The sequence below is a fragment of the Neobacillus sp. PVCKKU3 genome (genome assembly GCF_058323225.1).
The window spans coordinates 149025-174750 of the sequence record NZ_JBLVQN010000006.1 but is presented as its reverse complement, the minus strand read 5'-3'; the positions used below and the strand labels follow the sequence as shown (position 1 = coordinate 174750).

At 41.9% G+C, this 25726-nt stretch carries 24 protein-coding genes; 11 read left to right on the top strand and 13 right to left on the bottom strand.

Translation table 11 applies throughout. The features are described from left to right. Window positions 1-440: 440 nt before the first annotated feature. Together ACNQGS_RS06445 and ACNQGS_RS06440 are read right to left on the bottom strand one after the other, a co-directional pair. Window positions 441-1694, bottom strand: coding sequence for an ABC transporter permease (locus tag ACNQGS_RS06445; RefSeq protein WP_491486608.1), 1254 nt, complete (start codon window positions 1692-1694; stop codon window positions 441-443). Continuing rightward, a complete protein-coding gene (locus tag ACNQGS_RS06440) occupies window positions 1687-2586 on the bottom strand; it encodes an ABC transporter ATP-binding protein (RefSeq protein ID WP_491486607.1) in 900 nt (299 codons plus the stop codon). The genes ACNQGS_RS06445 and ACNQGS_RS06440 overlap by 8 nt, the downstream gene beginning before the upstream one ends. A gap of 124 nt (window positions 2587-2710) precedes the next feature. Between ACNQGS_RS06440 and ACNQGS_RS06435 the strand changes: the two genes are divergently transcribed. Next, entirely contained in the window at window positions 2711-2896 is a 186-nt protein-coding gene (locus ACNQGS_RS06435) for a YhzD family protein (protein WP_213141078.1), read from the top strand. 39 nt (window positions 2897-2935) lie between these two features. Here the strand turns inward: ACNQGS_RS06435 and ACNQGS_RS06430 are convergent, their stop codons facing one another. The 5 genes from ACNQGS_RS06430 to ACNQGS_RS06410 form a co-directional block, all read right to left on the bottom strand. Further along, a complete protein-coding gene (locus ACNQGS_RS06430) occupies window positions 2936-3727 on the bottom strand; it encodes an enoyl-CoA hydratase (protein WP_491486606.1) in 792 nt (263 codons plus the stop codon). A 132-nt stretch (window positions 3728-3859) separates the two neighbouring features. Beyond that, window positions 3860-5476, bottom strand: a complete 1617-nt coding sequence (locus ACNQGS_RS06425) for a long-chain fatty acid--CoA ligase (protein WP_491486611.1) — start codon at window positions 5474-5476, stop codon at window positions 3860-3862. 138 nt (window positions 5477-5614) lie between these two features. Next, window positions 5615-7126 (bottom strand): coproporphyrinogen III oxidase, encoded by a 1512-nt coding sequence (locus ACNQGS_RS06420; protein ID WP_491486605.1) that lies wholly within the window; start codon window positions 7124-7126, stop codon window positions 5615-5617. A gap of 204 nt (window positions 7127-7330) precedes the next feature. After that, window positions 7331-8200 (bottom strand): Cof-type HAD-IIB family hydrolase, encoded by an 870-nt coding sequence (locus ACNQGS_RS06415; protein ID WP_491486604.1) that lies wholly within the window; start codon window positions 8198-8200, stop codon window positions 7331-7333. Window positions 8201-8310: 110 nt separating this feature from the next. Continuing rightward, window positions 8311-8658, bottom strand: coding sequence for a YlbF/YmcA family competence regulator (locus ACNQGS_RS06410; protein WP_213141083.1), 348 nt, complete (start codon window positions 8656-8658; stop codon window positions 8311-8313). A 151-nt stretch (window positions 8659-8809) separates the two neighbouring features. On the opposite strand from ACNQGS_RS06410, the gene ACNQGS_RS06405 reads away from it, so the two are divergent. The 8 genes from ACNQGS_RS06405 to ACNQGS_RS06370 all read left to right on the top strand — a co-directional run bounded on the left by ACNQGS_RS06405 (window position 8810) and on the right by ACNQGS_RS06370 (window position 16454). Continuing rightward, on the top strand, window positions 8810-10183 hold the full coding sequence (locus tag ACNQGS_RS06405) for a YheC/YheD family endospore coat-associated protein (RefSeq protein ID WP_491486603.1): 1374 nt from the start codon (window positions 8810-8812) through the stop codon (window positions 10181-10183). Window positions 10184-10188: 5 nt separating this feature from the next. Beyond that, window positions 10189-11292, top strand: a complete 1104-nt coding sequence (locus tag ACNQGS_RS06400) for a YheC/YheD family endospore coat-associated protein (protein ID WP_491486602.1) — start codon at window positions 10189-10191, stop codon at window positions 11290-11292. Further along, window positions 11270-12634, top strand: a complete 1365-nt coding sequence (locus tag ACNQGS_RS06395; protein ID WP_491486601.1) for a YheC/YheD family endospore coat-associated protein — start codon at window positions 11270-11272, stop codon at window positions 12632-12634. Before ACNQGS_RS06400 ends, ACNQGS_RS06395 begins: the two co-directional genes overlap by 23 nt. Continuing rightward, a complete protein-coding gene (locus tag ACNQGS_RS06390; protein ID WP_491486600.1) occupies window positions 12631-13677 on the top strand; it encodes a YheC/YheD family endospore coat-associated protein in 1047 nt (348 codons plus the stop codon). The genes ACNQGS_RS06395 and ACNQGS_RS06390 overlap by 4 nt, the downstream gene beginning before the upstream one ends. 73 nt (window positions 13678-13750) lie before the next feature. Beyond that, window positions 13751-13960: a YheE family protein gene (locus tag ACNQGS_RS06385; protein WP_491486599.1), complete on the top strand. Its 210-nt coding sequence runs from the start codon at window positions 13751-13753 to the stop codon at window positions 13958-13960. Window positions 13961-14035: 75 nt separating this feature from the next. Beyond that, window positions 14036-14227: a hypothetical protein gene (locus tag ACNQGS_RS06380; protein ID WP_213141342.1), complete on the top strand. Its 192-nt coding sequence runs from the start codon at window positions 14036-14038 to the stop codon at window positions 14225-14227. A 101-nt stretch (window positions 14228-14328) separates the two neighbouring features. Continuing rightward, window positions 14329-15231 (top strand): PucR family transcriptional regulator, encoded by a 903-nt coding sequence (locus tag ACNQGS_RS06375; protein ID WP_491486598.1) that lies wholly within the window; start codon window positions 14329-14331, stop codon window positions 15229-15231. A gap of 110 nt (window positions 15232-15341) precedes the next feature. Continuing rightward, window positions 15342-16454 carry an ABC transporter ATP-binding protein gene (locus ACNQGS_RS06370; protein ID WP_213141090.1) on the top strand — a complete coding sequence of 371 codons (1113 nt, stop codon included), beginning with the start codon at window positions 15342-15344 and terminating at the stop codon, window positions 16452-16454. A gap of 63 nt (window positions 16455-16517) precedes the next feature. Here ACNQGS_RS06370 and ACNQGS_RS06365 read toward each other — a convergent pair whose 3' ends face one another. Continuing rightward, complete coding sequence (locus ACNQGS_RS06365) at window positions 16518-16688, bottom strand: hypothetical protein (RefSeq protein ID WP_491486597.1); 171 nt, start codon at window positions 16686-16688, stop codon at window positions 16518-16520. A 512-nt stretch (window positions 16689-17200) separates the two neighbouring features. Between ACNQGS_RS06365 and ACNQGS_RS06360 the strand changes: the two genes are divergently transcribed. Further along, window positions 17201-17404, top strand: coding sequence for an alpha/beta-type small acid-soluble spore protein (locus tag ACNQGS_RS06360; protein ID WP_213116711.1), 204 nt, complete (start codon window positions 17201-17203; stop codon window positions 17402-17404). A 73-nt stretch (window positions 17405-17477) separates the two neighbouring features. Here ACNQGS_RS06360 and fumC read toward each other — a convergent pair whose 3' ends face one another. The 3 genes from fumC to ACNQGS_RS06345 form a co-directional block, all read right to left on the bottom strand. Further along, window positions 17478-18857 carry a class II fumarate hydratase gene (gene fumC, locus ACNQGS_RS06355; RefSeq protein WP_491486596.1) on the bottom strand — a complete coding sequence of 460 codons (1380 nt, stop codon included), beginning with the start codon at window positions 18855-18857 and terminating at the stop codon, window positions 17478-17480. A 301-nt stretch (window positions 18858-19158) separates the two neighbouring features. Then, on the bottom strand, window positions 19159-21177 hold the full coding sequence (locus ACNQGS_RS06350; RefSeq protein WP_491486595.1) for an ABC transporter ATP-binding protein: 2019 nt from the start codon (window positions 21175-21177) through the stop codon (window positions 19159-19161). Further along, window positions 21174-22931, bottom strand: a complete 1758-nt coding sequence (locus ACNQGS_RS06345) for an ABC transporter ATP-binding protein (protein WP_491486594.1) — start codon at window positions 22929-22931, stop codon at window positions 21174-21176. The genes ACNQGS_RS06350 and ACNQGS_RS06345 overlap by 4 nt, the downstream gene beginning before the upstream one ends. A 500-nt stretch (window positions 22932-23431) precedes the next feature. Between ACNQGS_RS06345 and ACNQGS_RS06340 the strand changes: the two genes are divergently transcribed. Continuing rightward, window positions 23432-24346: a nuclease-related domain-containing protein gene (locus tag ACNQGS_RS06340; protein ID WP_491486593.1), complete on the top strand. Its 915-nt coding sequence runs from the start codon at window positions 23432-23434 to the stop codon at window positions 24344-24346. 617 nt (window positions 24347-24963) lie between these two features. Here the strand turns inward: ACNQGS_RS06340 and ACNQGS_RS06335 are convergent. Further along, window positions 24964-25422 (bottom strand): helix-turn-helix transcriptional regulator, encoded by a 459-nt coding sequence (locus ACNQGS_RS06335; RefSeq protein WP_491486592.1) that lies wholly within the window; start codon window positions 25420-25422, stop codon window positions 24964-24966. A gap of 127 nt (window positions 25423-25549) precedes the next feature. Then, window positions 25550-25708, bottom strand: a complete 159-nt coding sequence (locus tag ACNQGS_RS06330; RefSeq protein WP_491486591.1) for a FeoB-associated Cys-rich membrane protein — start codon at window positions 25706-25708, stop codon at window positions 25550-25552. Between the last annotated feature and the right edge of the window lie 18 nt (window positions 25709-25726).

Genomic DNA, 25726 nt, shown 5'->3' with positions numbered 1-25726 from the left:
CAATACAGACCTTCAACTCACAATACAAATAAACATAAGAGGTGAATAAATTATTAAAACCAAAAGAGTCTAGCCAATATTATTGCATATGAACATGCTCCTTTCTACAACATACCAAAATTCATTAAAGATTGAAGTACAATTTTTAAAGTTAGAAATAGTTTGTTGCAATACTTTAGGTTAATTTGCCTCCCTGTTGATTGGAGCGGAGGGCACTCGACTCCTGCGGGAAATAGAGGTCACTGGAGACCCCACAGGCGCTTTCAGCGCCGAGGAGGCTCCAGGACCTCCCCGCGGAAAGCGAGTGCCCGGAGCGGAAATCAACAGGCCCATTAGCAGAGACAATCAAAAATATCGGTGTTAAAACATAAAAAATTGCCGAGAAAAATACCCTTTCTCGACAATCTGAGCTTTACCATGAATGGTATAGCTCAGACTGACTATTGTTTTTTTGTTAATTGCAGGGCTTTTTTAATATCTTTAAAGGAATTGGATTTGCCATACATCAAAACACCGCCACGATAGACTCGTGCGCCAAAAATAGCTAATGCGGCAATCGTTGCCACAAGGACGGCAATCCCCAAAACAGCCTCCCATGCCGGAATGGTCAACATTCCTACACGGAGGAACATAATCATTGGCGTAAAGAACGGGATATAGGACGTGATCGTAATAAACGCAGCATCCGGCTTGCCAAGGCCAAACATGGCAATCATAAAGCCGCCAACAACCAATAACGTCATCGGGGTAATCATCTGCTGGACATCTTCAATCCTGCTGACCAGTGAGCCTAAAAATGCTGCCAGAGTGGCATAAAGAAAATAGCCCAGGATAAAGAAAATCACTGCATAGACGATGGTTGCCGCCGGGATATCGCCAAACCCATACACTCCAAAGAAACCGTCTTTGAGGGACTCCATATTTTTTGTAAGAGAAAAATAGCCGACAATCAAAAATACCGCCAATTGTGTCAGGCTCAACAGTCCAATCCCAAGAATCTTAGCAAACATCTGCTTGATTGGCGAGACACTTGAAATCAGGATTTCCATTACCCTTGATGATTTTTCCGTTGCCACCTCCATGGCAATCATATTGGCATACATGATGACAGCAAAATAAATGATAAATAAGAGGACATAGACAAGTCCACGTGCTTGATTTAGTTCCTCTTCTGTTTTCGCATTTTTCTCAAGCGCTGTTTTTTCAAACGAAACCGGCTCATAAAGCTTTTGCAGCTGATCAGGTGCTAAATTAATTTTCGAAGCGGCAAGCATCGTTTTAACCTGCTGCAAGCCTGTCTGAAGATCCGTATACAACGCAGAATCCGCAATGCTCATTGCCTTATAGTCCGCTTCCGGAAGCCCTTCTTTGTTAAAACGCAATTCAAGCAATCCAGTAAACTTACCATTTTCGACCGCTTTTTCCGCTTCTTTTTCAGTGCCTTTATAGGATGTTAAGTTTATATCCTTATTGATTGTTTTCAATTGCTGCTTGAAAGGCTCGTAAAGCTTGCCTGTCTCATCTAGGACAGCAACATTCTCTTTACCGCCGTTTTTATCAAAAATCTCGATGATATTTTGAAAGTTTGTTAACCCCAGGACAATTACGATTGTCAAAAAGGTTGTGACAATAAAGGATTTGCTTTTTAATTTATTCAGGTAGGTATGTACTAAAATAATCCAAAAATTATTCATATGCATTACCTACTTTCTCGATAAAAATATCATTCAATGACGGCTCCTCAAGGGCAAATTTTCGCAACAAGCCTTTCCCGGCAATTTCCTTGAGGATTCCTTCCGCGACCTGTTCCCCTTCAATCTGTAATTCCATCCCTTCCATTGTCGGTTTCATCTTTACCACACCAGGAAAGTCTTTGATGGACTCCAAGGAAAAATCCGCATGGATAATGAGGTTCTTCTTCCCATAGGCGCGCTTTATTTCCTTTAATGAGCCATGAACCACTGGACTTCCATTTTGCAGAATACAGAGATGCTCGCACAGTTCCTCGACATGATGCATTTGATGGCTGGAAAAGACAATGGTTGTTCCGTTTTCCTTTAGCCCTAGAACTGCCTCTTTTAACTGCTCGACATTGACAGGGTCCAGTCCGCTAAACGGTTCATCCAATATTAACAGCCTTGGTTTATGGATCACAGCAGCAATGAATTGAATTTTCTGCTGATTTCCTTTCGAAAGCTCTTCAACTCTTTTATTTTCATATTCGGGTATTTTAAATTTTTCGAGCCAGCTTCTTAGCTCCCTTAAAGCCCCATTTTTAGGCATTCCTCTTAATCTAGCTAAATAAACAATCTGGTCCCGGACCTTTAGTTTTGGATACAGCCCTCTCTCTTCAGGGAGATAGCCCACCAGATGGCTGGTAGAATAATTGAGTGGTTGATCGTCCCAGGTTATGTTACCGGAGCTTGCATCGAGTAACCCTAAAATCATTCGAAACGTTGTTGTTTTCCCAGCGCCATTCGCCCCCAGAAAACCAAACATTTCTTTTTCCGGAATCGTCAGAGATAAATCGCTGACAGCAGTAAATTCTCCGAAACGTTTGGTAACCCGTTCCAGTTTAAGTACCATTTTACCTACTCCTTTCCTCTTACAATATAAATATACCATATTATGGGTTTAACTTTCTCTTTGCACAATTTATAGAATTATGCAAAAATAATAGTAAGAATTTTTTTGAAAAGGGGTATGTGGAATGAAAACTTATAAATTGACGGCGTTTGAAGCAAATGGAGAAAAGATTTTAGACGAAGCCTTCCAAGCAGAAAACGATGATGCTGCAAAAGCGCAGGGGGAAAAACTATTATCAGAGAAAAATTTACTAGATAAAACGCACCGCTGCACATCTCCTGCAGGCAAGCTGCTACTTTTCCATGCTTAAAATCAGCAATAAGAGGCTGTCCTATGACAGCCTCTTGTTTTATTTTCCGATAAAATTTGGCTTTCTTTTTTCAATAAACGCCTTGATTCCCTCTTTATGGTCTTCGGTTTCGCGCATTTTCTGCTGGCCGTATTTCTCTAGCTCCAGTATTTTTAAGAGCTGCGGGCGATTCTTTTCAGCCAATATCTTTTTCGTTTTGATCATCGCTTGAACAGGTCTTTGCAGCCAATCTGCCACTCTAGTATGTACAGCATCCTGCAGATCGCCTTCAGCTACTTCCTGAATAAGACCGATTGAATGCGCTTCCTCCGCACTCATCATTTTACCCTCCCAGATAACATGCTTGGCCTTGGTTTCTCCTAATCTTTTTTCCATGAAGAAATGGGCACCGCCATCTGGGATCAGCCCTATGCCGATAAAATTCATTGCCAGTTTGCTAGATTTTTCAGCAATTATATGATCGGTTGCTAACGCTAAACTAAACCCTAAGCCCGCTGCCGCACCGGTAATCGCGCTGATTGTTAATTTTGGCATGCTGTATAAGGTGATCACCAGCTCACTGATACAATCCATGAGCGGAAGAAATCCATTCTCGTCCATATCAGATAGCATTGTTTTAATATCTCCCCCAGCTGAAAACGCTTTTCCTTTTCCAGTTAAAATCAGGATATCCACATCATCCGATTCGCTGATTTCTTTCAGTTTGCTGACAAGGCTTTTTATCATATCCACGTCCATTGCGTTAAGCGCCTCCGGCCGATTCATTTCCAATGTGGCGACCCGGCCCTCTACCTTCAAGTTCACCTTATCCGTAACAAAATTCAAAGCCATTTCCAATCCCCCCAAAAAACTTGTTCATCTCCATTATATAGATAAATAAACCGAATAAAAACAAACTTTCGTAATAGATTGAATTTTCCACGGGCAAAAAGGACAAAGGGCTGGCCCCCTTGCCCTCGTCCATTAACCTTTTTGACTTACTTCCTTTTGCACCTGGTCACGAAGAGCCATTTTCAAAAATTTCCCCACAGAGGTTTTTGGAACTTCCTCGATGAATAAAATATCGTCCGGAATCCACCATTTTGCAAATTGAGGCTGAAGAAATTCAAATAGCTCTTCTTTAGTTATTTTTCCTTTATAGGCATCCTTCAGTACAACGCAGGCGATTGGGCGTTCCTGCCACCTTTCATGGGGAACCGCCACAACCGCCGCTTCAAACACTGCTTCATGGGCCATTAAAGCATTTTCCAAATCAACAGATGAGATCCATTCCCCGCCGCTCTTAATCAGGTCCTTCGTTCTGTCAACTATTTTAACAAACCCTTCTTCGTCAATAGTAGCGACATCCCCGGTGTGCAGCCAGCCATCGTGGAAAGCATCCTTCGTCCGTTCATCCTGATAATATTCGGAAGCAATCCATGGTCCTCTTAAGCATAATTCGCCCATTTCCGTGCCGTTCCATGCGACTTCACCGTTCTGGCCCAGTATTTTCATCTCTAGTCCAGGGACAAGAACTCCTTGTTTAGCTCTTAATTCCAATCTTTCCTCGTAATCCAGCTCTTCTTGATAGCTTTTTAATGAGGAGAATACAGCAAGCGGGCTTGTTTCAGTCATCCCATAGCCGTGCATAAATGGAATATTGTATTTTTGTTCAAATGTTTTAATCATTCCTTTAGGCGCTGCAGAACCGCCGCATAGGATTCCTCTTAGGCTGCTTAGATCATAGCTGCCTTCTTCAAGTTCTTTCAGCAGTCCCATCCAAATCGTTGGAACCCCTGCTGTGATGGTCACTTTTTCCTGCTGAATTAATTCAGCTAGCAGCTTTGGTGTAAAATTTGGTCCCGGAAGGACTAACGTTGTTCCAAACCAAACGCCCGCAAACGGCATTCCCCATGCATTTGCATGGAACATTGGGACAACTGCAAGGGCAACATCCTTTTCACTAAGCGCTAAAGTGTCAGCTAAGCCTATCGCCATGCTATGCAGATAAATTCCGCGGTGAGAGTATACGACTCCTTTTGGATTTCCAGTAGTCGCGGAAGTATAACACATCCCGGCTGGGTCGTTTTCATCAATTTGAGTGGTATATTGAAATTCTGGGTTTGCTTCGGCTAATAGTGTTTCGTAATGATATACAGGTGAGAGTGTGGTCTGAGGGACCTCTTTTTCGTCTGTCATGATAATAAAAGCTTTTACGGTTTTAAGTTCATCTTTACATTTTTCAATAAGCGGGAGGATGTCAGAATCGATTAGGAGTACTTTGTCTTCGGCATGGTTGATGATATAACTGATGTGCTGTGGTGAAAGACGGATGTTAATCGTGTGAAGGACAGCGCCCATACACGGTATGGCGAAGTATGCTTCAAGATGGCGGTGATGGTTCCAGGCCAATGTTCCTACCTTATCACCTTTTTCAACGCCTAGCTTGGTCAAGGCATCGGAAAGCTTTCTAGTTCTTTGGCCAATTTCTTTGTAAGTAAGCCTTTGAATGCCGCTGGTGGTTCTTGAGACAACCTGCTTCTTTGGAAAGTACCTTTCAGCCCTTTCTAGCATTTGCATCATTGTTAAAGGTGTTTGCATCACAGCTTGTTCCCCCTTTTAGTAAATACGTATTAACCCCATAGTATCCTATGAGGCGGTTCCTCTTAAATATTCGACATTGGGGAAAATAATCCTTTATTAAGAACACGTTACCAACAAAAAATCCCCTGCTTCATATTAAGCAGGAGATCCTTTTTCTGAAAATAACTCATCTAATATTTTGATCTTTTCCTCTGTGTATGCCTCAAATCCGTCATTATAGGATTTCGGGTCTTTTGGGTTGGCAAAGTGTGTAATTTTCCCAGTGACAGGGTCAATGAATTTGCTCGATGCCCCGCAGCCAAGTCCGATAATGGTCTGCTGCTCTTCCATAATCATGATATTATAGATACTTTCTTGATTCGGCAGGGAGTAGCCGACATTTTCCAGGTTGCCCAGGATGTTTTTCTGACGGTATAAATAGTAAGGGACATAGCCATGGTCAGCGGTCCAGTCCTCGGCCAGATTCATCATTTTTTCAACCTCAGTACGGTCTGCCACCTTATATTTTTCCTTATTCTTCGTCATTTCAGACGCACGCTTGAAGGATAAAGTATGAACCGTCACCGACTCCGGCATCAGCTTTTCCGTCTCACTCAATGAATGGGTGAATTCCTCCAGACCCTCACCGGGAAGGCCGATGATAAGGTCCATATTGATATTATTCATCCCCATTTCCCGAGCCAAGTGATATTTTTCAATCGTTTCCGTAACCGTATGATGCCGTCCGATTGCCTTCAATGTTTCCTGTGTATACGATTGTGGATTGATGCTGATCCGGTCAATTTTCCACTTTTTCAAAACGTCAAGCTTCTCCGGGGTAATCGTATCTGGACGTCCCGCCTCCACAGTAATCTCCCGAATTTTAGTGACATCAGGAAAAGAGTTGTACATCTCCTCATAGAGCATGTCCATCTCTTCAGCGGTAATGCTTGTTGGTGTGCCGCCGCCATAGTAAACGGTGGTAATCCGCACCCCTTTTTCCTTCAGCCACTCGCCGATTTTCCTCATTTCATAATGAAGGCCGCCTAAGAAGGAATCAACAGATCCCTGCCGCCCGTTAATAGCATAAGCCGGGAACGTGCAATAGGCGCATTTGGTCGGGCAGAACGGAATGCCAATATAAATGCTCACTTCCCGCTCGAGTGAGTAAAGGTCTGGAACAACCGTCAACTGTCGGTCGACGATGTGCTGCATCAGTGCAATTTTTTCATCAGTAATTAAATACTCATCCTTTAATTGCCGATGGGCCACTTCAGCTGGAATGCCTTCCTGCAGTTTTTTGTGAAGCAGCTTAGTCGGTCTCACACCCGTTAAAATCCCCCATTTTTGCGTAATGCCGGTCAAGTCCTGGAGAACCGTTAAATAAACGTGGGAAACGGCGTTTTTAATCTGCTTAAACCGTTCTTTTTCAGAATCGGCTTCCTTAAAATCCCGCTGATATTCAGCAGATAGGACTTTTCCGTTCCCATCCTTTAATTCAGCAGAAACAACTATTTTCTCCTCAACCTGTAAATGAAATAAAATCTCTATATCAGCATCATCCGTCTGAGATGTCAAAATCTGTGACTCTTCAAAAAATAAATTCGCAATAAGCGTTAATGGCCGATTGAATCTTTCATCCTCTAAGCCTAGTATCGAAATTCGCAAGCTTTATCACCTTTCAAAAATAAACTTCTTTAAGTGTACAAAATCACAAAAATAAGGTCAATATAGTGGAAATCATTGGAGCATATAAATGAAAACTCGCCGACTGGCGAGTCCGCCAGGACGAAGACAGAGGCGTAGTTGAATTTATACTTTCTTATTAGCAAAAAAGATATCAGAGACCGGCCCTGATATCTTTTTTCAAGATTAATTTTTGATAATCTTCATTTTCCTTAAAAATTCGATTGGCTGCTGCTTTCTGAAGTGTTCCTTCACCATATAAGCAACGCCATGTTCGTTTTCCGACCTTGTTACCCAGTCCGATGCTTTCTTCACCTCAAAAGGAGCATTCCACATCGAAACACCTAGACCAGCCGCTTCAATTAACGGGATATCATCAAGGCTGTCACCGATATAGACCATCTCTTTTAACTGGAAACCGAGCTGGCTGCCTAGAAACGCTAACCCATTAAGTTTGGAAACTCCTGCTGGAACAAGATCGAGCCGCAATGAATCAAGTTTAATCGGAGTGATTTCCGTAAACATTTTTTCAATGGCGGTTTTGGCATCCTCTAAATCGCGTTTATTTTCGAAATAGACTTCAATCTTCGTAGGAGTTGCCGGCTGATCATGCAAATATTCGCTGAGGGATTCGACAAATTGCTGTGAATAAACAAAAGGGTCGCCTGTGGTAAAAACTGTTTTTGCTAATAATTGCTGGTGCAGTTTATATTTATTGGCAATCGAGAAATTCTCGTGAACCAAACGGATTTGACACGGCAGCGCCTCGAGCAAACGAATGGTATCATAGGTTACTTCCTCATTAATCCGCTTCACGTATACCGGCTTATTTTCCTCCCGCGCAATGAATGCCCCCTGATGGGTGACGAGCGGTGACGATATCTTTAAGGCTTTCGCTGCCTTCTTGGCTGAGTGAAAGCTCCGTGATGTAACGAGTGTGACATAAATCCCCTTTTGCTGAACATATTCTACGGCTTCCTTTGTCGATTTATGGATTTTGCCATTGCTTTGTAAGAGTGTGCCATCAATATTTAACGCAAGTAAGCGATAAATCATTATGCTGCCCCCTGTTCTTGGTGAAATTCCCTTTATATCACTTTTATGATTTTTCACCAATTTATAGAACAGTGCTTGTAAAAGTGTAGGCTTGGCAGCTTCTTAAAAAATTAAATTTGTCCGTATAAATCAGCCAATGGCTTTAGGACGATCTGGTTTAACTCACCGATTACATTATTCATTCGCTGTTCCACCTGCATAAGATGGGCGATTTTCGGATTTTGCTGAACAACTCCGACAGTTGCTTGGGCCTGCTGAATTTCCTGCTCGGAAATGTTTTGTCCCATCATTTGTTTTTGCTGCAAATTCATTTGGATGTGGCGAAATTGATCAAACAGCTGCTTCGCTGCCGGGTCGGCATTTACCTCTTGATAAGCTTGCTGTAGTTGTTTAAATTCATCACTTTGACGGATCGCATTTTCTAAAGCATAGGCGGAATCATATAAATTTACTGCCATTTGCGGGCTCACTCCTTTTTGGTTAACAATACTTCCCAACTATATCAAACTATTCAAGGGAATGCGAGAATGTTCAAATCACCATCCCTATTGGTTTTACATAGGATACTACATCAGCGGATGCCTATTTAATAAAGAATGAGGAGTGATTATGTCCCGTTCATTAACGAGCGTAACAATTTTACCAGAGAAATCCGAAGCAACGAATTCTCATTTGATTAAAATGTCCCGCAGGCTGTATCACTACCTGCAAATGGAGAAACACCGCGAATTACAAATCATGGTCGGCACAAAAACAATTCGTGCCAATATCCAAATCATCGATACCCTTCCCCGGGAACTGCATGTACCGGAGGAATTCTTTACCTATTTTTGCTTGCCTGTCCGAAAGGTTAACCTACAAGCAAAATACTTTTCTGAGTCCAACACTCTTAAGCTTGGTCCGGTCATCGGATTGCTGACAGATTTTTCACCGAAGGATGGTGAAGAACCTAATTTCCGTTCCATTCATAAGTTTTGTGAGGACCTCCATCAGGTGGTGTCAGAAAATGGCGGTTTTCTTTATGTGTTTTCTTTTAAACATTTTTTACAGCACGGCTATTATTTTGAAAACGGAAGCTGGATAGGAACAAGCCCACCTGCCCCCGATGTTATTTACAATCGGATCCATTCTCGAATACTGGAAAACAAACAAGAATTTGTTGAATTTCGAAAGATTCTTGAGCAACTGGCCATTCCCATCTTCAATGATCGCTTTCTGTCAAAATGGGAAGTATACGACCAGTTGAAAAATGTACATCATTTGTCATCCTACATTCCCGAGACAGCCTTGCTCTCAAGGGATACTTTACATTCCTTCCTGCAAACCTATGAAACCATTTTTATAAAACCGATTCATGGCAGCCAGGGAAAAAATATTATTAAACTGGAAAAAATTGCAGAAGACCAATTTACCCTCCAAACTTCAGGCCAATCTCAGGCAGATGCATTACCAGCCCTAGCAGCACATGAAATCTATCAAGAAATAAAATTACTGCTGCAAAACCGAATTTGTATTGTTCAGGAGGGTATTTTTTTTATTGACTATCAATCAGCTGCCATGGACTTCAGGGTATTAGTCCATCGAAATTATGAAAAAAAGTGGGAAATTACCTCGATTGTGGCAAGAATCGGGGCTGAACAGGAATTTGTCTCCAATGTTGCCAGGGGCGGCCATACGATAAAACCGGTAACTGCCTTACGTTCCAAAATGTCCCCAAACACCGCTTTGCAAACATTGAAGCTAATAAAAGAGCTATCGTTGGAAACCGCCGAAAAGGTCAGTGCGCTGTCCGCCGGAATTACCGGCGAACTGGGGATCGATATCGGCGTTGATGAAAAGGGGAAGCCCTGGCTGATTGAAGTAAACTCAAAACCATCGAAGGTATTTGAAGATGATTCAGGGAAAATCAGACCGTCTGCAAAAGCAATCATTCGCTTTTGCACAAGCCTGGCCTTTGAAACCCTGAATGAAAAGGAGGTTTAATTCACTTGATTACATTTGGCATTATGTCCTTAACCCTAGAAACAGAGGCCCCCTATATAACGGAAATGGCCGAACATGCAAAAGACTTAGGTATCGAAGCTTTTCGCTTCGTTCCAACCAATATCAATCCAAATACACTTCAGGTTCAAGGGAAAAAATTTGACGCTGAACAAAAGGATTGGGTCAATGCCGAATTCCCCATCCCCCGCATCCTCTATGACCGGTGCTTCTACGGGGAGGATGAACAATCGAAACAATGCCTTCCGATTGTATCGTGGCTTAAAAGCAGGAGGGATATTACCTTTTTAGGATATGGTCTGCCTAATAAACTAGACCTCTATCAGGCGCTGAAAGACACGAAGCTATCTGCCTATCTGCCGCCGACAAAGCAGGTAATCGATACGGCTGGAATTTTAAAAGAATTAAACAGTGGAAAAAAGATTGTCATAAAACCTATTAACGGTTCACAGGGTTATGGCATTTATTCCTTGAAGAAAAATGACAAATCGATTCATGTTAAAACGGAAAAACAAAAACAGATTATATCAAGGATTTTTCCAAACGAAGGAAAATTTTCGCAGTGGCTTAAGAGCTTGCTTGCGCGGCATCAATATCTCATGCAGCCTTATCTTGAATTAACCAACAGTGAATTGCAGCCCTTTGACATCCGGATTCTCCTGCAAAAAAATGAGCATGGCAATTGGGGAGAAATTGGGCGCGGAGTGCGAATCGGTACCAGCGGCGGGATTTTATCGAATTTAAGTGCAGGCGGGATGGCAACAGCGTTTTCAGAATGGTCAGCTTCCCTGCCTGTAGCGAGAAGGGAATTTATTCAGCAGGAATTAACCAGCATTCTTACAGAATTACCACACCTTCTTGAAAGAAGCTTCCTGCCGCTCTTTGAAATCGGTGTCGATATTGGTATCGCCAAAAACGGCTCGATCTGGATTTTAGATATGAATTCAAAGCCCGGCAGGAAGGTTATTTTGCAAACCCGCCCCAATCTTAAGGAAAAGCTGTACTATGCACCGCTGCTTTACGCAAAATACCTGTCGGAATCGAAAGACCAAGAAAGGAAGAACATCTATGAGAAAACGTTATCTCATTGAGGTCGTCCAAAATGATCAATTGATTGTTTTTTGCCCTCCTTCCCTCCTTCAAGAAAATGGGCCTAAGCGAATTGCTTTTGGTTCAAATTCAATGGCAGTGGAATTTCTGCCCCATCCAGACCGAAAAGATCGGATTGTGATGAGCAGGGTGATTCAAAAAGAACTCCAATTTCCGGAATTTAAGCTGCCGCTCCATGTCTTTTTAGATAGTCAAACTCTGTACATCGGTCCTCTTGTTGGCATTTTTACAGCTGGATTTACACTGCTTCCTGATCAGCTCCTCGGCGAGAGAACACAGTTTTTTTCAAAGCTTTTATCCGTAAATAAAAACGTTGGCGCCCTCGCTTTTGTGTTCGGAGAGCAGCATATTGATTGGGAACAGGGCACGATTGAGGGTTATTTTTTCCACGATGGAGATTGGGAACAGCGGGAGGTCCCTTTCCCTAACGTCATTTATGATCGTCTGCCAAACCGAAGGAGTGAAGGAATTCCCAAATTAGTTAAAGTAAAAAAACGGCTTCAACAGGAATATTTAATCCCTTGGTATAATCCCGGCTTTTTCAACAAGTTAGATATTTACGAACGGCTTCTCCAAGATCATTCGGTTGATAAATACCTTCCTGAGACCCATCCATTTACCTCTTTTTCCTTAATCGAGAGGATGCTTTCAAAATACGGGCATGTGTATATAAAGCCGAAAAATGGCAGTCTTGGCTTTGGCATTCATCAAATTATTTTTGATAAAAACACAAACGACTATTACTGCCGTTATCAAGATGACGACGGGGCAAACAGGTTACAAAAATTCCACAGCTTGGAGAAATTGTTTGAGCGGGTATTCGCGAAGCAATCGCTGGAAAAAATGGTTGTCCAACAGGGGATTCATTTAGTTCGCAACGAGCAGCGGCCCGTTGATTTTCGCATCCATACGAACAAGGACGAAACAGGCAACTGGCATGTTTCCGCGCTTGCAGCAAAAATAGCCGGTCCGGGAAGCCCGACCACTCATAAGAGAAGTGGCGGAGAAATTAAAACGATCAGCGAAATCTTTCCTGCTGAAGATGCCGGCATGTTCGAAGAGAAGCTTTCCAATGCTGCCCTTTCCTTAAGTCATGCATTAGACCGAAATGTCGAAGGAATTATCGGCGAAATTGGCTTTGATTTGGGCATTGACCGGAACGGCAATGTCTGGCTGTTCGAGGCTAATTCCAAACCCGGCCGTTCGATTTTCAGCCACCCGGAATTAAAAGAATTTGATTTATTGACACGCAAATTGTCCCTCGCCTTCGCCGTTTTTCTAACCGAGCAATCCTTACTGCATCCCGAGGAACTTTATCAATGATCGACAAACAAGCAGGGCCGGTGATTGGCATCATGACCGCGCTTAAATCCGATGGAACAGTTGCTGGAAACGGGGAACTTTTTATCAAACTACAAAAAAAGCTTATTTCACTTAATGGAATAAGCTTTATTTTTACCCTTGAAGGGGCCGGAGCGGAATATATTGAAGGATTCAGCTATTCACCCGATGAAAATCGCTGGATAAAGAACTCTTTCCCCTACCCAGATTTGGTGTATAACCGAATTCCCTTCAGAAAAACAGAACAGACCGAAGAATGTAAAAGCTTCTTTCGGCATTTAAAGGATAAAGGAATTCCCTATTTCAACCCAGGTTTTATAGATAAATACGAGCTTTATCAACTAATGGAAAACCATCCTGTCCTCCAAGATTACGTACCAAAGACGATTCTCCTCCAAGAAAAAAAAGACCTTGAATTATTATTGAAAGCAAATTCTAGTGTTTATCTAAAGCCAGCAGCCTCTTCAAAGGGAAAGGGCGTTTTTCGCGTCAGGCATTTATCCTCGCCATACATCCAATTTGAGTCAAGAAAAAGAAGCATTTGCTACCCATCTTTCGAAGATTTTTGGCAGGATTGGAGCGAATTGCTCTTATCGAAAACCTATTTGGCACAGATTGATATCAATTCTGCTGAATATGAAGGGTTTCGCTATGATTTTCGGATTATTGCCCACGCGGAAAAAGAGGATTATTCACTAACCGGCGTCGGCATCCGGCAATCCCAGGAACAAGGAGTCACCACCCATATTCCATCGGGGGGAAGACTTCTTCCCTACTCTTTATTGCAAACGAACGAACATGATCAATTTTTTCAAATGATTATCCCGCACATTGGGAAAGCTTTATCGGAACAGCTTGGCTTTTTCGGTGAATTTTCCATTGATGCCGGCATGAGCAAAAGTGGAAAATATTATATTTACGAGGTGAATTCAAAACCAATGCGGTTTGATGAATCTCAAATTGAAGAGAAAAAAATTGACCAGCTATGCCGTATTTTCCTCCACTTAACAAACTCCTGCCCATAAAAAATTTTATTTGCATAATATTCAAAACAAGGTAAGCTATAAGTAATACTAGGTGTTAGAGGAGGACAATAAGGTGATCATGCATTTTCAATATAAGCCGCTTTTTGAAAATACCAATATTCCCGGCTGGAATATTTCCTTCTATTTTAAAAAACAGAGATTTACAGGAGTTTATCACCAAACAGGAAACCTTGAATGGACCTCAAATCCACCTGCCGAAGAAGATTTGAAGGCATTGACGAGCCAGATTCACGAGCTAATGCTTTACCATGTATATGAATAATCGACGATTCCCTGCATGAAACTCCATCCTTTCTGTACAAACTAAAAACGAATTAGAAGGAAAGGATGGTTGAACGTGACTAAAAAAAATGAACAGCCTATCACTGAAGGGTCTGCATATGAAGGCAGAGACATGGCTTACATGGATATTGACAGAATGATTAATGAAGGAATGTCCGGAGGGTCTGTCCATGCCCGTTATGATTCAACAAATATTGAAGAAGCGCGCGATCTTATAGAAGAATCACCGCCAAATGAAAATACATGATAACATTTGCCGAGCCAGTTTAGAGGGTTCGGCAATTTTTCTGTGGAAACAAATTGAAACTGGTATAATAGGCTCTAAGAAATCTAATGGGGAAATGAACGATGCTAAGAAAATTACTTACTGTATATGAAAATTCACTGCTGTTTTCCGAAAGGCCAAATATGCCTTCTGAACAGCTTTATCTTTTTTACGACCAGTCCGCCGATGAATGGCTGGGTATTCCCAAAAAGGAAATTAGTGATAAAGAGCTCCACCTTCTAAAGACTTTGTATGAACTAGTGGAATGGCAGTCTTCAGCCGTGTCGTCCAGAGTAAACACCTGGTATGAGTTTTTATTTTTAAATGGGGTTCTCCCTTCAGAAAAGCAGGACACGTCATTTCGCTTTATCCATTTTCATTTAAATGGCGATGATACAGATCAAAAGGAAATGGAATCTGCGTTAAAAGGCTTCTTTTCGGATGAGGCCGTGTTTCTTTGGGAAAGTCACTCCAAAGGTGTGGTTATAGAGGAACAAAAACAAATTTCTCTTTCCGAAGAAGAATTGCTGGCCATTTCAGAAACATTGGAAAGTGATTTTTATGAAAGTGTCATTTTTTTCATCGGAAAAGTTCAGCCTTTTTCTGAGCAGTTAAGGGCCTTCTTCCAAGAGGAAAGAGAATTATTCCAGTTTGCTCTAGTGAAAGTGCACAATTCCAAGATTTTTTCTTTTGAAAGAATTTTTCCGGCTTACCTTTCTGCCCGCTTGCCAGCTGAAATAAAAAATATGGTTCCCGAAGCGGTTTTTGCGCTTTTTGGTGATGATCCGGAAATGTTTTCAACGATAAAAGTATTTCTTGAAACCAATTTAAATGCCAGCCTTACAGCTAAAAAGTTATATATTCATCGAAACACACTGCAATATCGGATTGATAAATTTGTGGATAAAACAGGAATAGTATTAAAGGATTTTAACGGTGCGTTTATCGTGTTTTTAGCATGCCTGCTATTTGAACAAGAAGGATAATGTCAATCTGCCCAAAAAAGCGTTTTCAATATTTGTGCAGCCTGACCATATCGATTAAAGCGCTTTCCTTGTAAACTTAAAGTACAAACAACCACAAGGAGGCTGTGAACATGGCTGAATTAAAATTAGACCATATTTATAAAATTTACGACAACAAGGTAACGGCAGTTAAAGATTTCAATTTACACATTGATGATAAGGAATTTATCGTCTTTGTCGGCCCATCCGGATGCGGAAAATCAACGACACTTAGAATGATTGCCGGTCTTGAAGAAATCTCAAAAGGGGATTTTCTCATTGATGGCAAACGCGTAAACGACGTAGCACCAAAAGACCGCGATATTGCAATGGTATTCCAAAACTATGCGCTTTATCCGCATATGACCGTTTATGATAATATGGCATTTGGTTTAAAGCTTCGTAAGTTTCCTAAGGATGAAATCGACCGCCGCGTGAAAGAAGCTGCTAAAATCCTTGGCCTTGAAGCTTATTTAACTCGTAAGCCGAAGGCGTTATCAGGCGGTCAGCGCCAGCGTGTTGCATTAGGCCGTGCAATCGTTCGTGATGCAAAGGTATTCCTAATGGACGAGCCATTATCAAACCTGGATGCCAAGCTTCGTGTCCAAATGCGCGCTGAAATTGCCAAGCTTCACCGCCGCTTAAATACAACAACTATTTATGTAACGCACGACCAAACTGAGGCCATGACAATGGCAACCCGATTAGTCGTTATGAAGGATGGCATCATCCAGCAGGTTGGTTCACCAAAAGAAGTTTATGAAAAGCCTGAAAATGTCTTTGTTGGCGGCTTTATCGGATCACCAGCGATGAACTTCTTCAACGGAAAATTAGAAGACGGCAAATTTATCATTGGTAAAACCTCCATTGCTGTTCCGGAAGGAAAAATGAAATTCCTTCGCGAACAAGGCTATGTCGGCAAATCGCTAATCCTTGGTGTCCGCCCTGAAGATATTCATGATGAGCCATTGTTTATTGAAGCTTCCACAGGTACAAAGATCGCTGCCCATATTGATGTTGCCGAATTAACTGGTGCAGAATTAATGATTTACTCCAGCATCGAAGGCCAAGATTATGTGGCCCGCCTTGATTCTCGCAGCGATGTAAGACCTGGCGATAAATTAGAGTTGGCATTTGATTTAAACAAGGCCCACTTCTTCGATACGGAAACAGAGCTACGTATCCGCCCACAAAGCGAAAAATAAAATATGATTCCTTTTGGTCCTGACCACCCTGCTATACCGCAGAATGTGGTCAGGACCTTTTGATTATTCTTTAATAAAGATAACATCATCTTTATGGCAGGCAGGGCAGCGATACAGATGCGGGCATTTATGCTCAGAATGGGTATCAGCATATCCATCCTCCATTTTCATCAAATCAATTTCCATATAGGGACTGTAATCGTCGTAGTAATCTTGAAGTCTGCCGCTTTCCAACATTGGCTCCCCGCAATCCCTACATAATAAATATACTTCTCTCAAGCCGTTACATACTGGGCATACGGTCATCTCATTCACCCTTTAATTTGTTTTCTTTAGTTTGCGTCACTTTGTAACCTCTATAATAGGGAATAAATTTCCACTTAAAATTTTCGAATAAGCTTTTTAGATTTAGTCATAATAAGATTACAAGCAGCACCCCACCAAGAAAAACAAAAATCACTTACAGCGATGGATGAAGCCAGACAGGGTTACAACCGGTGCAACTCCGGTTCATCCAACTAAGAAAAGCGGAAGCGCCTCGTTCAGGGGCGACAGGCATAAGACGAGCCGGCATGAAGGTTGTTTTTTAACCTTCAGGACGGATTGGCTTATGACCCCGAGCCCCTAGGCGCTGAAGCTAGACAGTTTACTTATCATGGGTTAGGCCTAGGAGGCTATGGTAATAATCCCATTATGGTTCAACTCCATACTAACCCCAAAACTAAAAAGAGGAGTGTTAACTAACTATGGCTAACAACAACAACTCTAACCAACTTTTAGTACCAGGAGTACAACAAGCACTTGATTCAATGAAGTATGAAATTGCTCAAGAATTTGGCGTAAATCTTGGAGCTGACACAACTTCTCGTGCTAACGGATCTGTTGGAGGAGAAATCACTAAGCGTCTTGTCGCTATGGCTGAATCTCAACTTGGCGGTTTCCAACGCTAATTAAGTAAACCTTATTGATAAAAGTTCATAATATGGCTAAAAGCCCCCTCCTTTGGAGGGGGCTTTCCTTTGTTTACACCATTTTTTCTGGTTTAATCCACTCATCGAATTGCTCAGCGGTCAGATACCCCGTTTTAATTGCCGCTTCCTTCAGGGTGCTATTTTCTTTAAAGGCAAGTTTGGCGATTGCTGCTGCTTTTTCATAGCCGATATAAGGGTTTAAGGCGGTAACCAGCATTAACGAACGTCCCACATGCTCTTTAATGGCTTCTTCATTTGCTTCAATGCCAACAGCACAGTTGACATTAAAGGAACGAATGCTGTCGGTTAAAAGCGTGATTGATTGGATTAAATTATAAATAATCACCGGTTTAAATACATTTAATTCGAAATTGCCCTGGCTTGCGGCAAAGCCAATGCATGCATCATTCCCAAAGATTTGGCAGGCAACCATCGTCAATGCTTCACTTTGTGTTGGATTCACTTTCCCTGGCATAATTGAGCTGCCAGGCTCATTGGCCGGTATCGTCAGTTCGCCGATGCCGCTGCGCGGGCCGCTTGCAAGCCATCTGACATCATTGGCAATCTTCATTAAATCGGCCGCCAATGCTTTTAAAGCCCCATGGACATAAACGATTTCATCATGGCTTGTCAGAGCGTGGAATTTATTTGCTGATGTTTGAAATGGGAAACCAGTCAGCTTGTGGAGCTCTTCAGCGACTTTTGCGCCAAACTCCGGACTAGCGTTGATTCCCGTACCGACTGCAGTTCCGCCAATCGCTAATTGAAGCAGGTGCTGGCATGCCTCTGTAATCATTCGCTCATTATTCTCGAGCATATACCTCCAGCCGCTGATTTCCTGCCCCAAAGTAAGCGGTGTTGCATCCTGCAGATGAGTTCTGCCGATTTTTACGATATTTACGAAGGCTTTTTCCTTTTCTATCAGCGTATTTTTTAATTCCTGTATTGCCGGAATAAGATTTTCGGTAATTTTTATAAAGGCAGCAATATGCATTGCCGTCGGAAACGTATCATTTGAACTCTGCGACATATTAACATCATCATTTGGATGAATCTTTTCGGTGCTATTTTGACTTTTTAACCATTCATTTGCGCGATTGGCAATGACTTCATTGACGTTCATATTGGACTGTGTACCGCTTCCTGTCTGCCAAACAGCCAATGGAAAATGTTCATCATGTTGTCCGGCTAAAATGTCTTCAGACACCTTTTTGATGGCGTTCATTTTATCCTCACTCAATTTACCGAGCTGATAATTAACAATCGCAGCCGCCTGCTTAATGTAAACCAAACCATAAACGAGCTCGAGCGGCATTTTTTCCATCCCAATTTTAAAATTTTCTTTACTCCGCTGCGTCTGTGCTCCCCAAAATTTATCTTCAGGAACACGGACTTCACCCAGAGTATCATGCTCGATTCTAAATTTCTCCATCATTCTTCCACCTCACTATTTTTCATCCTTTCATATGTATTCCCAAACTATTCGGTTTTATAAATAAAAAAACTGCGGAACTTTGTCCGCAGCCTCAATGTCTTGAAATAAGTGTATAGCCAATGAAATACGTTAAAACTAAAAAACTGCCAATGGTTAGAACAACTGTGTAATCTGACATTGATTCTCCACCCCATTTTAAATTTGAATTAAAACTACAATATCATGGGGTGAAAGGATGACAAGTGATTAAAATTACACTTTTAAAGTAAAGAAATGAATTTTTTGTGAACTTTTTCTTTTAACCTGCCATATCTGTGCTTCCAAGCTGAAGCTCATACATTTGATAATATTTTCCCTTAAGCGCCATTAATTCATCATGATTCCCGCGTTCAACGATAGTGCCGCGGTCTAGGACGAGAATTTGATCTGCATTTCGAATCGTCGACAGACGGTGGGCGATGATAAAGGTTGTTCTCCCCTTCTTCAAGACATCCATCGCCTCTTGGATCAGCGCTTCTGTTTCCGTATCAATGCTGGAGGTGGCTTCATCCAAAATGAGAATAGCCGGATTAAAAGCAAGGGCGCGGGCAAAGGAAATTAACTGGCGCTGCCCGCTTGATAAAGTGCTGCCTTTTTCAATAACCGGTTCATCATAACCGTTTTCAAGGTTTTTAAATACTTTCTCCGCACCAACATCTCGTAATGCTTTTTCGACTTTTTCGCTTGTAATGGACGGATCATTAAGACTCACATTGGAGGCGATTGTTCCTGTAAATAAATACGGGTCCTGCAAGACAATCCCCATATGCTGCCGGATCGTTTGCCGCGGGAAGCATTCGATATCTTTTCCGTCAATCAAGATTTGTCCTCTCTGGCAGTCGTAATATCGGAAAAGCAGATTCATGATGGAGCTTTTCCCTGAGCCGGTATGGCCAACGAGGGCCACCGTTTCCCCAGGCTTTGCCTCAAATTGAATATTCTTTAAAACATATTCACCGTCTTTGTAACCAAAAGAAACATTTTCGAATGTGACATTGCCTTTTATCCGTGAAATTCGATCCTGACTGACATTTTCCCCCGGCTCATCCATCAGCGTAAATACCCTCTCCCCAGCGACAAGCGCTGTCTCCAGATTAGCTAATTGGTTGACAATGCCTTGGACGGGCTGAAACAGCCGATTGATGTAATCGACAAAAGCGTACAGCATTCCTAAAGAAATCACAGCTGAAGGTGAAAGTGCCTGGCCTCCAAAATACCAGATAAATGCCACAAAGACGAGATTTCTTAAAATCCCCACCAGGTTGTGACCTGTTAAGGCATTCAGGTTTAACAGTTTGTTTTGGTAAGTAAAATGGCCATGGTTCAGATTTTCAAAATCCTTCATCGTTTCCTTTTCCCGGTTGAAGGCCTGGATAATATTCATCCCCTGAATCGATTCATTAACCATCGCATTGATTTCACTGTTCCGCGAACGAATCACCCGATTATATCTGGAAGCATACTTCCGGTAAATCAAAATCCAAATATACAAACTGGGCAAGAGCAGCAAACAAATTGCCGCGAGCTTTGCATTTAAAATAAACAATGCTGAGTAAATGCCAGTAATATAAATGGCGCTTGTAAAAAAGGCTGCCAATACGGTTACATAAAGCTCACGAATCGCCTCAGTGTCATTTGTGATTCTGGCAACGACCTTGCCTGCCGGAAGGTTGTCAAAATAGCGGACTGGAAGTCTTTGAATATGATGAAACACATCCTCACGCATTTTTTGAATAATTCGGTTTGCTGATTTTTTCAACAGGAAGTGCTCACCATATTGAAATACCGCAGATACCACCAAGAGTCCAAAATAAACTGCCAGCAGTTTTAAAATCCCCGGTATTTCTGGCTGATAAAATGCTACTAGCTCGAGCCCCTTGATAATTTTTGCTGGATAATCCGCTTGATCTTTGCCTCTTGTGATCATTAGTTTGCTGCCTTCGAGACTTCTTTTCCCATCAAATTCAAGGTCATTTTCGATAAACACAAACTTTGTTCCTACCTGGAGGATCCGGACTTTGTCTCCCTTTTCCTCGCCGTTTGTAAAATACTTTTCCCGTTTATAAAACGTTCCGTTATAGCTAACGGCTTTATCGTCTTTTGCTGCTGTTTCATACCAGACGGACTCAATCCCTAAAATATGCTGATCGATGATGTTCTTTGCGATAAATGGTCCGGCCAAATCCGTTATGACCGAGATGGTCAGCATGAGCAGGGCGGCGATAATGATTTTTTTATAAAGTAAAGCGTAATTGATTAAGCGTCTGCCAACCTTCATGCTGACACCTCCTCTTCAATTTTGGCTTCGACCTGCTGGCGCAAGAATTGCTCTTTATACCAGCCGTCCCGCTCCAGCAGCTGTTCATGGGTTCCTTCCTCAATAATGGCCCCTTCATCAAGGACAATGATATGGTCGGCATGCTGGACTGCAGACATTCTGTGCGTAGTGATAATCGTTGTTTTCCCGTTTCTTACTGTTCGGATATTGCCGATGATTTTCTTCTCCGTTTTCGCATCTACTGCAGATAAGGAATCATCGAGAATCAGTATTTCCGGATTTTTAATGAGCGCACGGGCAATCGAAATCCGCTGCTTTTGCCCGCCCGATAACGCGACTCCCTTTTCCCCAACCAGTGTCTCGAGACCTTCCGGGAGCATTTGCAAATCCTTGCGAAAAGCCGCTAGGTCAATGGCGGTCTCTAGGTCGTCCTGAGATGCATCCTTACTGCCGAACAAAATATTTTCCTTTACACTTCTCGAAAAAAGAACATGATCCTGCGGAACGTAGCCAATCCATTGGCGTACTTGTTCTAGTGTTTGGTCCTCAATGGAGGCCCCGCCGATTGAAAGTCCCCCTGTTCCAAGTGGATATTGCCTCAACAATTGCTTGATAAAAGTGGTTTTTCCGCTGCCAGTCTTACCGACAACCCCAAGGGTCTGGCCTTGAAGCAGTTTGACGTTGACATTTTGCAGATTATCCTTTTTCGAAGATGGATAACGGAACGTTATTTTTTCGAAATGGATTGGGTTGGGGCTTGCTATCTTTATTGGCTGGGATGGGTTTTGGACCTCTTCCTGATAGCTGAGTGTTTCATGGACCCGGTCGAGCGAGGCATTCCCCCGCTGCATTACGTTGATCAGTTCGCCGACCGCAAACATCGGCCAAATCATCATCCCTAAGTAAACATTAAAGGAAACGAGGTCCCCCAAAGTGATAGCCTGATGAAAGACGAGCGTTGCCCCGTATCCAATCCCAATTAAATAGCTGAGGCCAACCAGTATTTTTATGGTCGGATCAAATAACGAATCGATTCTGGCGACGTTTATATTTTTTTGATAAACATCTTCGGTCAATTCATGAAACCGCTCGCGGTCCGCATTTTCTTGGACATAGGCACGGATGACTCTTACTCCGGCAACTGATTCGAGAACGCGATCATTTAATTCGCCGAAGGCATCCTGTGCTTGGGTAAAGCGAGTGTGTATTTTTTTGCCGTACATTTGCATCAGGATAGCCATGATCGGCAGGGGCAATATCGCCGCTAAGGTCAGCTTCCAGCTGATGAAAAAGCCCATCGTAAACAGAATCGTCAGCATCCAGACACTTGAATCAACAAGCGTTAAAATCCCGAATCCGGCTGTAATGGAAATAGCTTTTAAATCGTTTGTGGCCCGAGCCATTAAATCCCCGGTACGATTCTTTTCAAAAAAGGCCGGCGTCATTTTTAAAAGATGGCCCATGAACTTTGAGCGCAGCTTTCTTTCGATTAAAAAGGCACCGCCGAACAATTGATATTGCCAGATATAAGTGATGGCGTAGGATGAAACCATAATGATGGTGAGATAGACAAGATACATGAAGATTTTCTCGTTTGTCATCGCCCCTGAATGAATATCATCAATCGCCAAGCCAATTAATTTGGGCGGTATGACATCTAATAATCCCACGAATATAAGTAAAGTGACCGCTACTAGGTAGCGCTTCCAATTCTCTTTAAAAAACCAGCTTAATTTCTTCAATACGGAAAACATGCTGTTATTCCCCCTATTTCTGTTTAATCTATCCGCTTTCTAGATCTCCTATTTTGTGTGCGAGCCTTACATTGAGTCTTTTCAGCATGCTAATTCCTCCTTTTTTTATAAAAAAAGAGACATACTGCCGCAACTGTGCAGTATGCCTCTTATTTAAAAATAAAAAACACACGCCGCGCATCACAAAGTAACGCAGCCTGTGTTTGTAAATACAAAAGTGAAGTGTAGATTACAAGGAAATCCCTTTAGGGGTGGCTGCGTTAACATATTTAGTTGATTGATTAGTTAAGTGGTTTAAAATAATCATTTTGCAGCCCTCCATTTCCTTTTTTTTCTTACTTTGTAAGATTAACACCATACTTTTTAATTGTCAATTCCCATTTTTCGGAATTGTCTTATCGGCTGCTGTTAACAAAATATTCATACACTTTGAAACTACCTGTCTATAAATTGGAGTAAAATAGGGTTGGATATTTAATAAATTTGAAAGGATATGGACTATGCCTACACCAAAAAAATCACGCCACGAACCAAAGGAGTTACTGGAATTACGGGCCTTAAACCCGCGGATGAACCTTTCTGACAAAGACGGTAGAAAGTACTACGCTCTTGAAAAAGGCTATCAAGGAGAAGTGATGTTTGATGCAATTACCCAAGAATTGAAGAATAACTGCATTGTATTAAATGGCTTACTCTTTAAATTGAAAGAAAAGCATTTTCAGATCGATACGGTGATTATTTTTCAAAAAACGATTTACCTGATTGACGTTAAAAATTTTGAAGGAGACTATATTTATAAGTCTGATCCCGACCGTTTTTGTAAAAATGATACCGAAATTGACGACCCTATCCTTCAATTAATTCGCAGTGAGTCAAAGCTGCGGCAGCTTCTCGAAGAGTACAAATTTAATCTGCCGGTTGAATCCTATGTTGTTCATATTAGCCCCACCTTCACTTTATACAACGCTCCCCAAAACAATCATGTTATTCTCCCAACACAAATCAATCGCTTCATAAGAAAATTAGAAAATATCCCATCAACCCTGAATGGTGGCCATGAGAGACTGGCAGATCTGTTAATTTCTCTGGATCAAGGTGATTATCCAAATCCTCCAAAGCCCGCTTATAGTTATCAAGAGCTAAAAAAGGGTCCTTATTGTTCGAAGTGCAACTCATTTTCGGTTTCTGTTGGGGAGAGGAAAATGGTTTGTAATACTTGTGGGTGTGAGGAGCGATTGGAATCTGTGGTGCTGCGGTGCGTGAGGGAGTTGATTTTGCTTTTTCCGGAGATGCGGATTACGGTGAATTTGGTTTACGAGTGGTGTGGGGATAGAGTGTCGAAAAAGCTAATTCATCGAGTTCTTGTTGAAAATTATAAAGCTTGTGGAAAGAAAAAGTATACCTATTATGTTTGAAGTGTTTTTATTGGAGCAGTTCCAATGTGGTTTCGGTGTTAGCCACTCACGCTTTGGCGATTTAAAGCTTTCATAACTACCGATCCTTGCCTTTCCTATCACGCCCGGGCGTTATGAAGCCTTCATAATTACCGAAGTCTCCCTTTCCCATCACTCCCGGGCGTTATGTAACTTTCATAACTACCGACCTACCCTTTTCCATTCTCACTCGGGCGTTATAAAGCTTTCATAACTACCGAAACTTTCCTTTCCCATCACTCCCGGGCGTTATGAAGCCTTTCATAACTACCAATCCTTTCCTTTCCTATCACGCCCGGGTGTTATAAAGCTTTCATAACTACCGAACTTACTCTTTTCGCTCTTGCCCGGGCGTTATGAAGCTTTCATAACTACCGAACCCTACTCTTTTCCCTCTTGCCCGGGTGTTATAATGCTTTCATAACTACCAAACTACCCTTTTCCATTCTCACTCGGGCGTTATGAAGCTTTCATAACGACCCAACTTACTCTTTTCCCTCATGTCCGGACGTTATGAAGCCCTTTCATAACTATCGAGGCAACGATTTCCATAAAAAGAAAAAAAGACAGCCATCCACAGCCATCCCATCTTCATGTATTTAGTCTTCACTTTTAGACAATTCCTTGAACCGCTGCTTAGAAAGCTTTTCGTCAAAGCTGCTGAAAATACGGTAATTTCCCCCATCTAAGATCCGAAAATGCTTGCTTAGAATATTCTGCTGGAGGACGAATCCGTTCTTCTTTACAACGACCCGCCACCAGACCCGGCCGCCAAGTGTTTTGGCTTTCCGGTAATCAATGCCTTCTCTTGCTACCGTTTCAAGTACTTCAAGGGGCTCGTTTCCAAATAAAAATTGGACTGTTTCTGTTTCACGAAATAAGGCACAAACAGAAACTACCGTTGACCAGTTGGCAAGAACTCTTCCTTTTTCAATCTGTACAAGGGTTTTCTTAGAAACACCAATAATATCTGCCATTTTATCCTGAGTGTAGCCTGCTTCAGTCCGGATTAGCCGCAATTTCTCTGAAACAATCTGAATAATTTCATCTCTGGTCATACAAAGCCCTTCCTTCAATAACATCTAGTGTAATTTTACACAAGTTTTCCCAATTTTAAAAGTAATAAGGGTATTCACATAAAAAAAACTGCTATCCCATATAGATAGCAGTTAGATAATTAGATATTTACTTACTGATTTCTGGAGGTACACTACATCCGCCGGAGCAAGATTTGTTCAATTCGCATGCAGCACATTTTCCTTGCTTCGAGCGGTTTATAAATCTTACAAGCGCATAAGCGGCATATCCAAAAATAGCAACTCCAATAACAATGCTAGCAATCATAGAATTTCACTCCTTTTG

What these genes read in the sequence shown, in the direction of transcription:
- ACNQGS_RS06415 (WP_491486604.1), bottom strand. Translation starts at nt 8,200, where the DNA reads ATGATTTATCGCTTACTTGCGTTAAATATTGATGGCACACTCTTACAA.
- ACNQGS_RS06395 (WP_491486601.1), top strand. Translation starts at nt 11,270, where the DNA reads ATGAGAAAACGTTATCTCATTGAGGTCGTCCAAAATGATCAATTGATT.
- ACNQGS_RS06360 (WP_213116711.1), top strand. Translation starts at nt 17,201, where the DNA reads ATGGCTAACAACAACAACTCTAACCAACTTTTAGTACCAGGAGTACAA.
- ACNQGS_RS06410 (WP_213141083.1), bottom strand. Translation starts at nt 8,658, where the DNA reads ATGGCAGTAAATTTATATGATTCCGCCTATGCTTTAGAAAATGCGATC.
- ACNQGS_RS06430 (WP_491486606.1), bottom strand. Translation starts at nt 3,727, where the DNA reads ATGGCTTTGAATTTTGTTACGGATAAGGTGAACTTGAAGGTAGAGGGC.
- ACNQGS_RS06425 (WP_491486611.1), bottom strand. Translation starts at nt 5,476, where the DNA reads ATGCAAACACCTTTAACAATGATGCAAATGCTAGAAAGGGCTGAAAGG.
- ACNQGS_RS06440 (WP_491486607.1), bottom strand. Translation starts at nt 2,586, where the DNA reads ATGGTACTTAAACTGGAACGGGTTACCAAACGTTTCGGAGAATTTACT.
- ACNQGS_RS06435 (WP_213141078.1), top strand. Translation starts at nt 2,711, where the DNA reads ATGAAAACTTATAAATTGACGGCGTTTGAAGCAAATGGAGAAAAGATT.
- ACNQGS_RS06345 (WP_491486594.1), bottom strand. Translation starts at nt 22,931, where the DNA reads ATGTTTTCCGTATTGAAGAAATTAAGCTGGTTTTTTAAAGAGAATTGG.
- ACNQGS_RS06335 (WP_491486592.1), bottom strand. Translation starts at nt 25,422, where the DNA reads ATGACCAGAGATGAAATTATTCAGATTGTTTCAGAGAAATTGCGGCTA.
- ACNQGS_RS06375 (WP_491486598.1), top strand. Translation starts at nt 14,329, where the DNA reads ATGCTAAGAAAATTACTTACTGTATATGAAAATTCACTGCTGTTTTCC.
- ACNQGS_RS06330 (WP_491486591.1), bottom strand. Translation starts at nt 25,708, where the DNA reads ATGATTGCTAGCATTGTTATTGGAGTTGCTATTTTTGGATATGCCGCT.
- ACNQGS_RS06340 (WP_491486593.1), top strand. Translation starts at nt 23,432, where the DNA reads ATGCCTACACCAAAAAAATCACGCCACGAACCAAAGGAGTTACTGGAA.
- fumC (WP_491486596.1), bottom strand. Translation starts at nt 18,857, where the DNA reads ATGGAGAAATTTAGAATCGAGCATGATACTCTGGGTGAAGTCCGTGTT.
- ACNQGS_RS06370 (WP_213141090.1), top strand. Translation starts at nt 15,342, where the DNA reads ATGGCTGAATTAAAATTAGACCATATTTATAAAATTTACGACAACAAG.
- ACNQGS_RS06350 (WP_491486595.1), bottom strand. Translation starts at nt 21,177, where the DNA reads ATGAAGGTTGGCAGACGCTTAATCAATTACGCTTTACTTTATAAAAAA.
- ACNQGS_RS06405 (WP_491486603.1), top strand. Translation starts at nt 8,810, where the DNA reads ATGTCCCGTTCATTAACGAGCGTAACAATTTTACCAGAGAAATCCGAA.
- ACNQGS_RS06390 (WP_491486600.1), top strand. Translation starts at nt 12,631, where the DNA reads ATGATCGACAAACAAGCAGGGCCGGTGATTGGCATCATGACCGCGCTT.
- ACNQGS_RS06445 (WP_491486608.1), bottom strand. Translation starts at nt 1,694, where the DNA reads ATGAATAATTTTTGGATTATTTTAGTACATACCTACCTGAATAAATTA.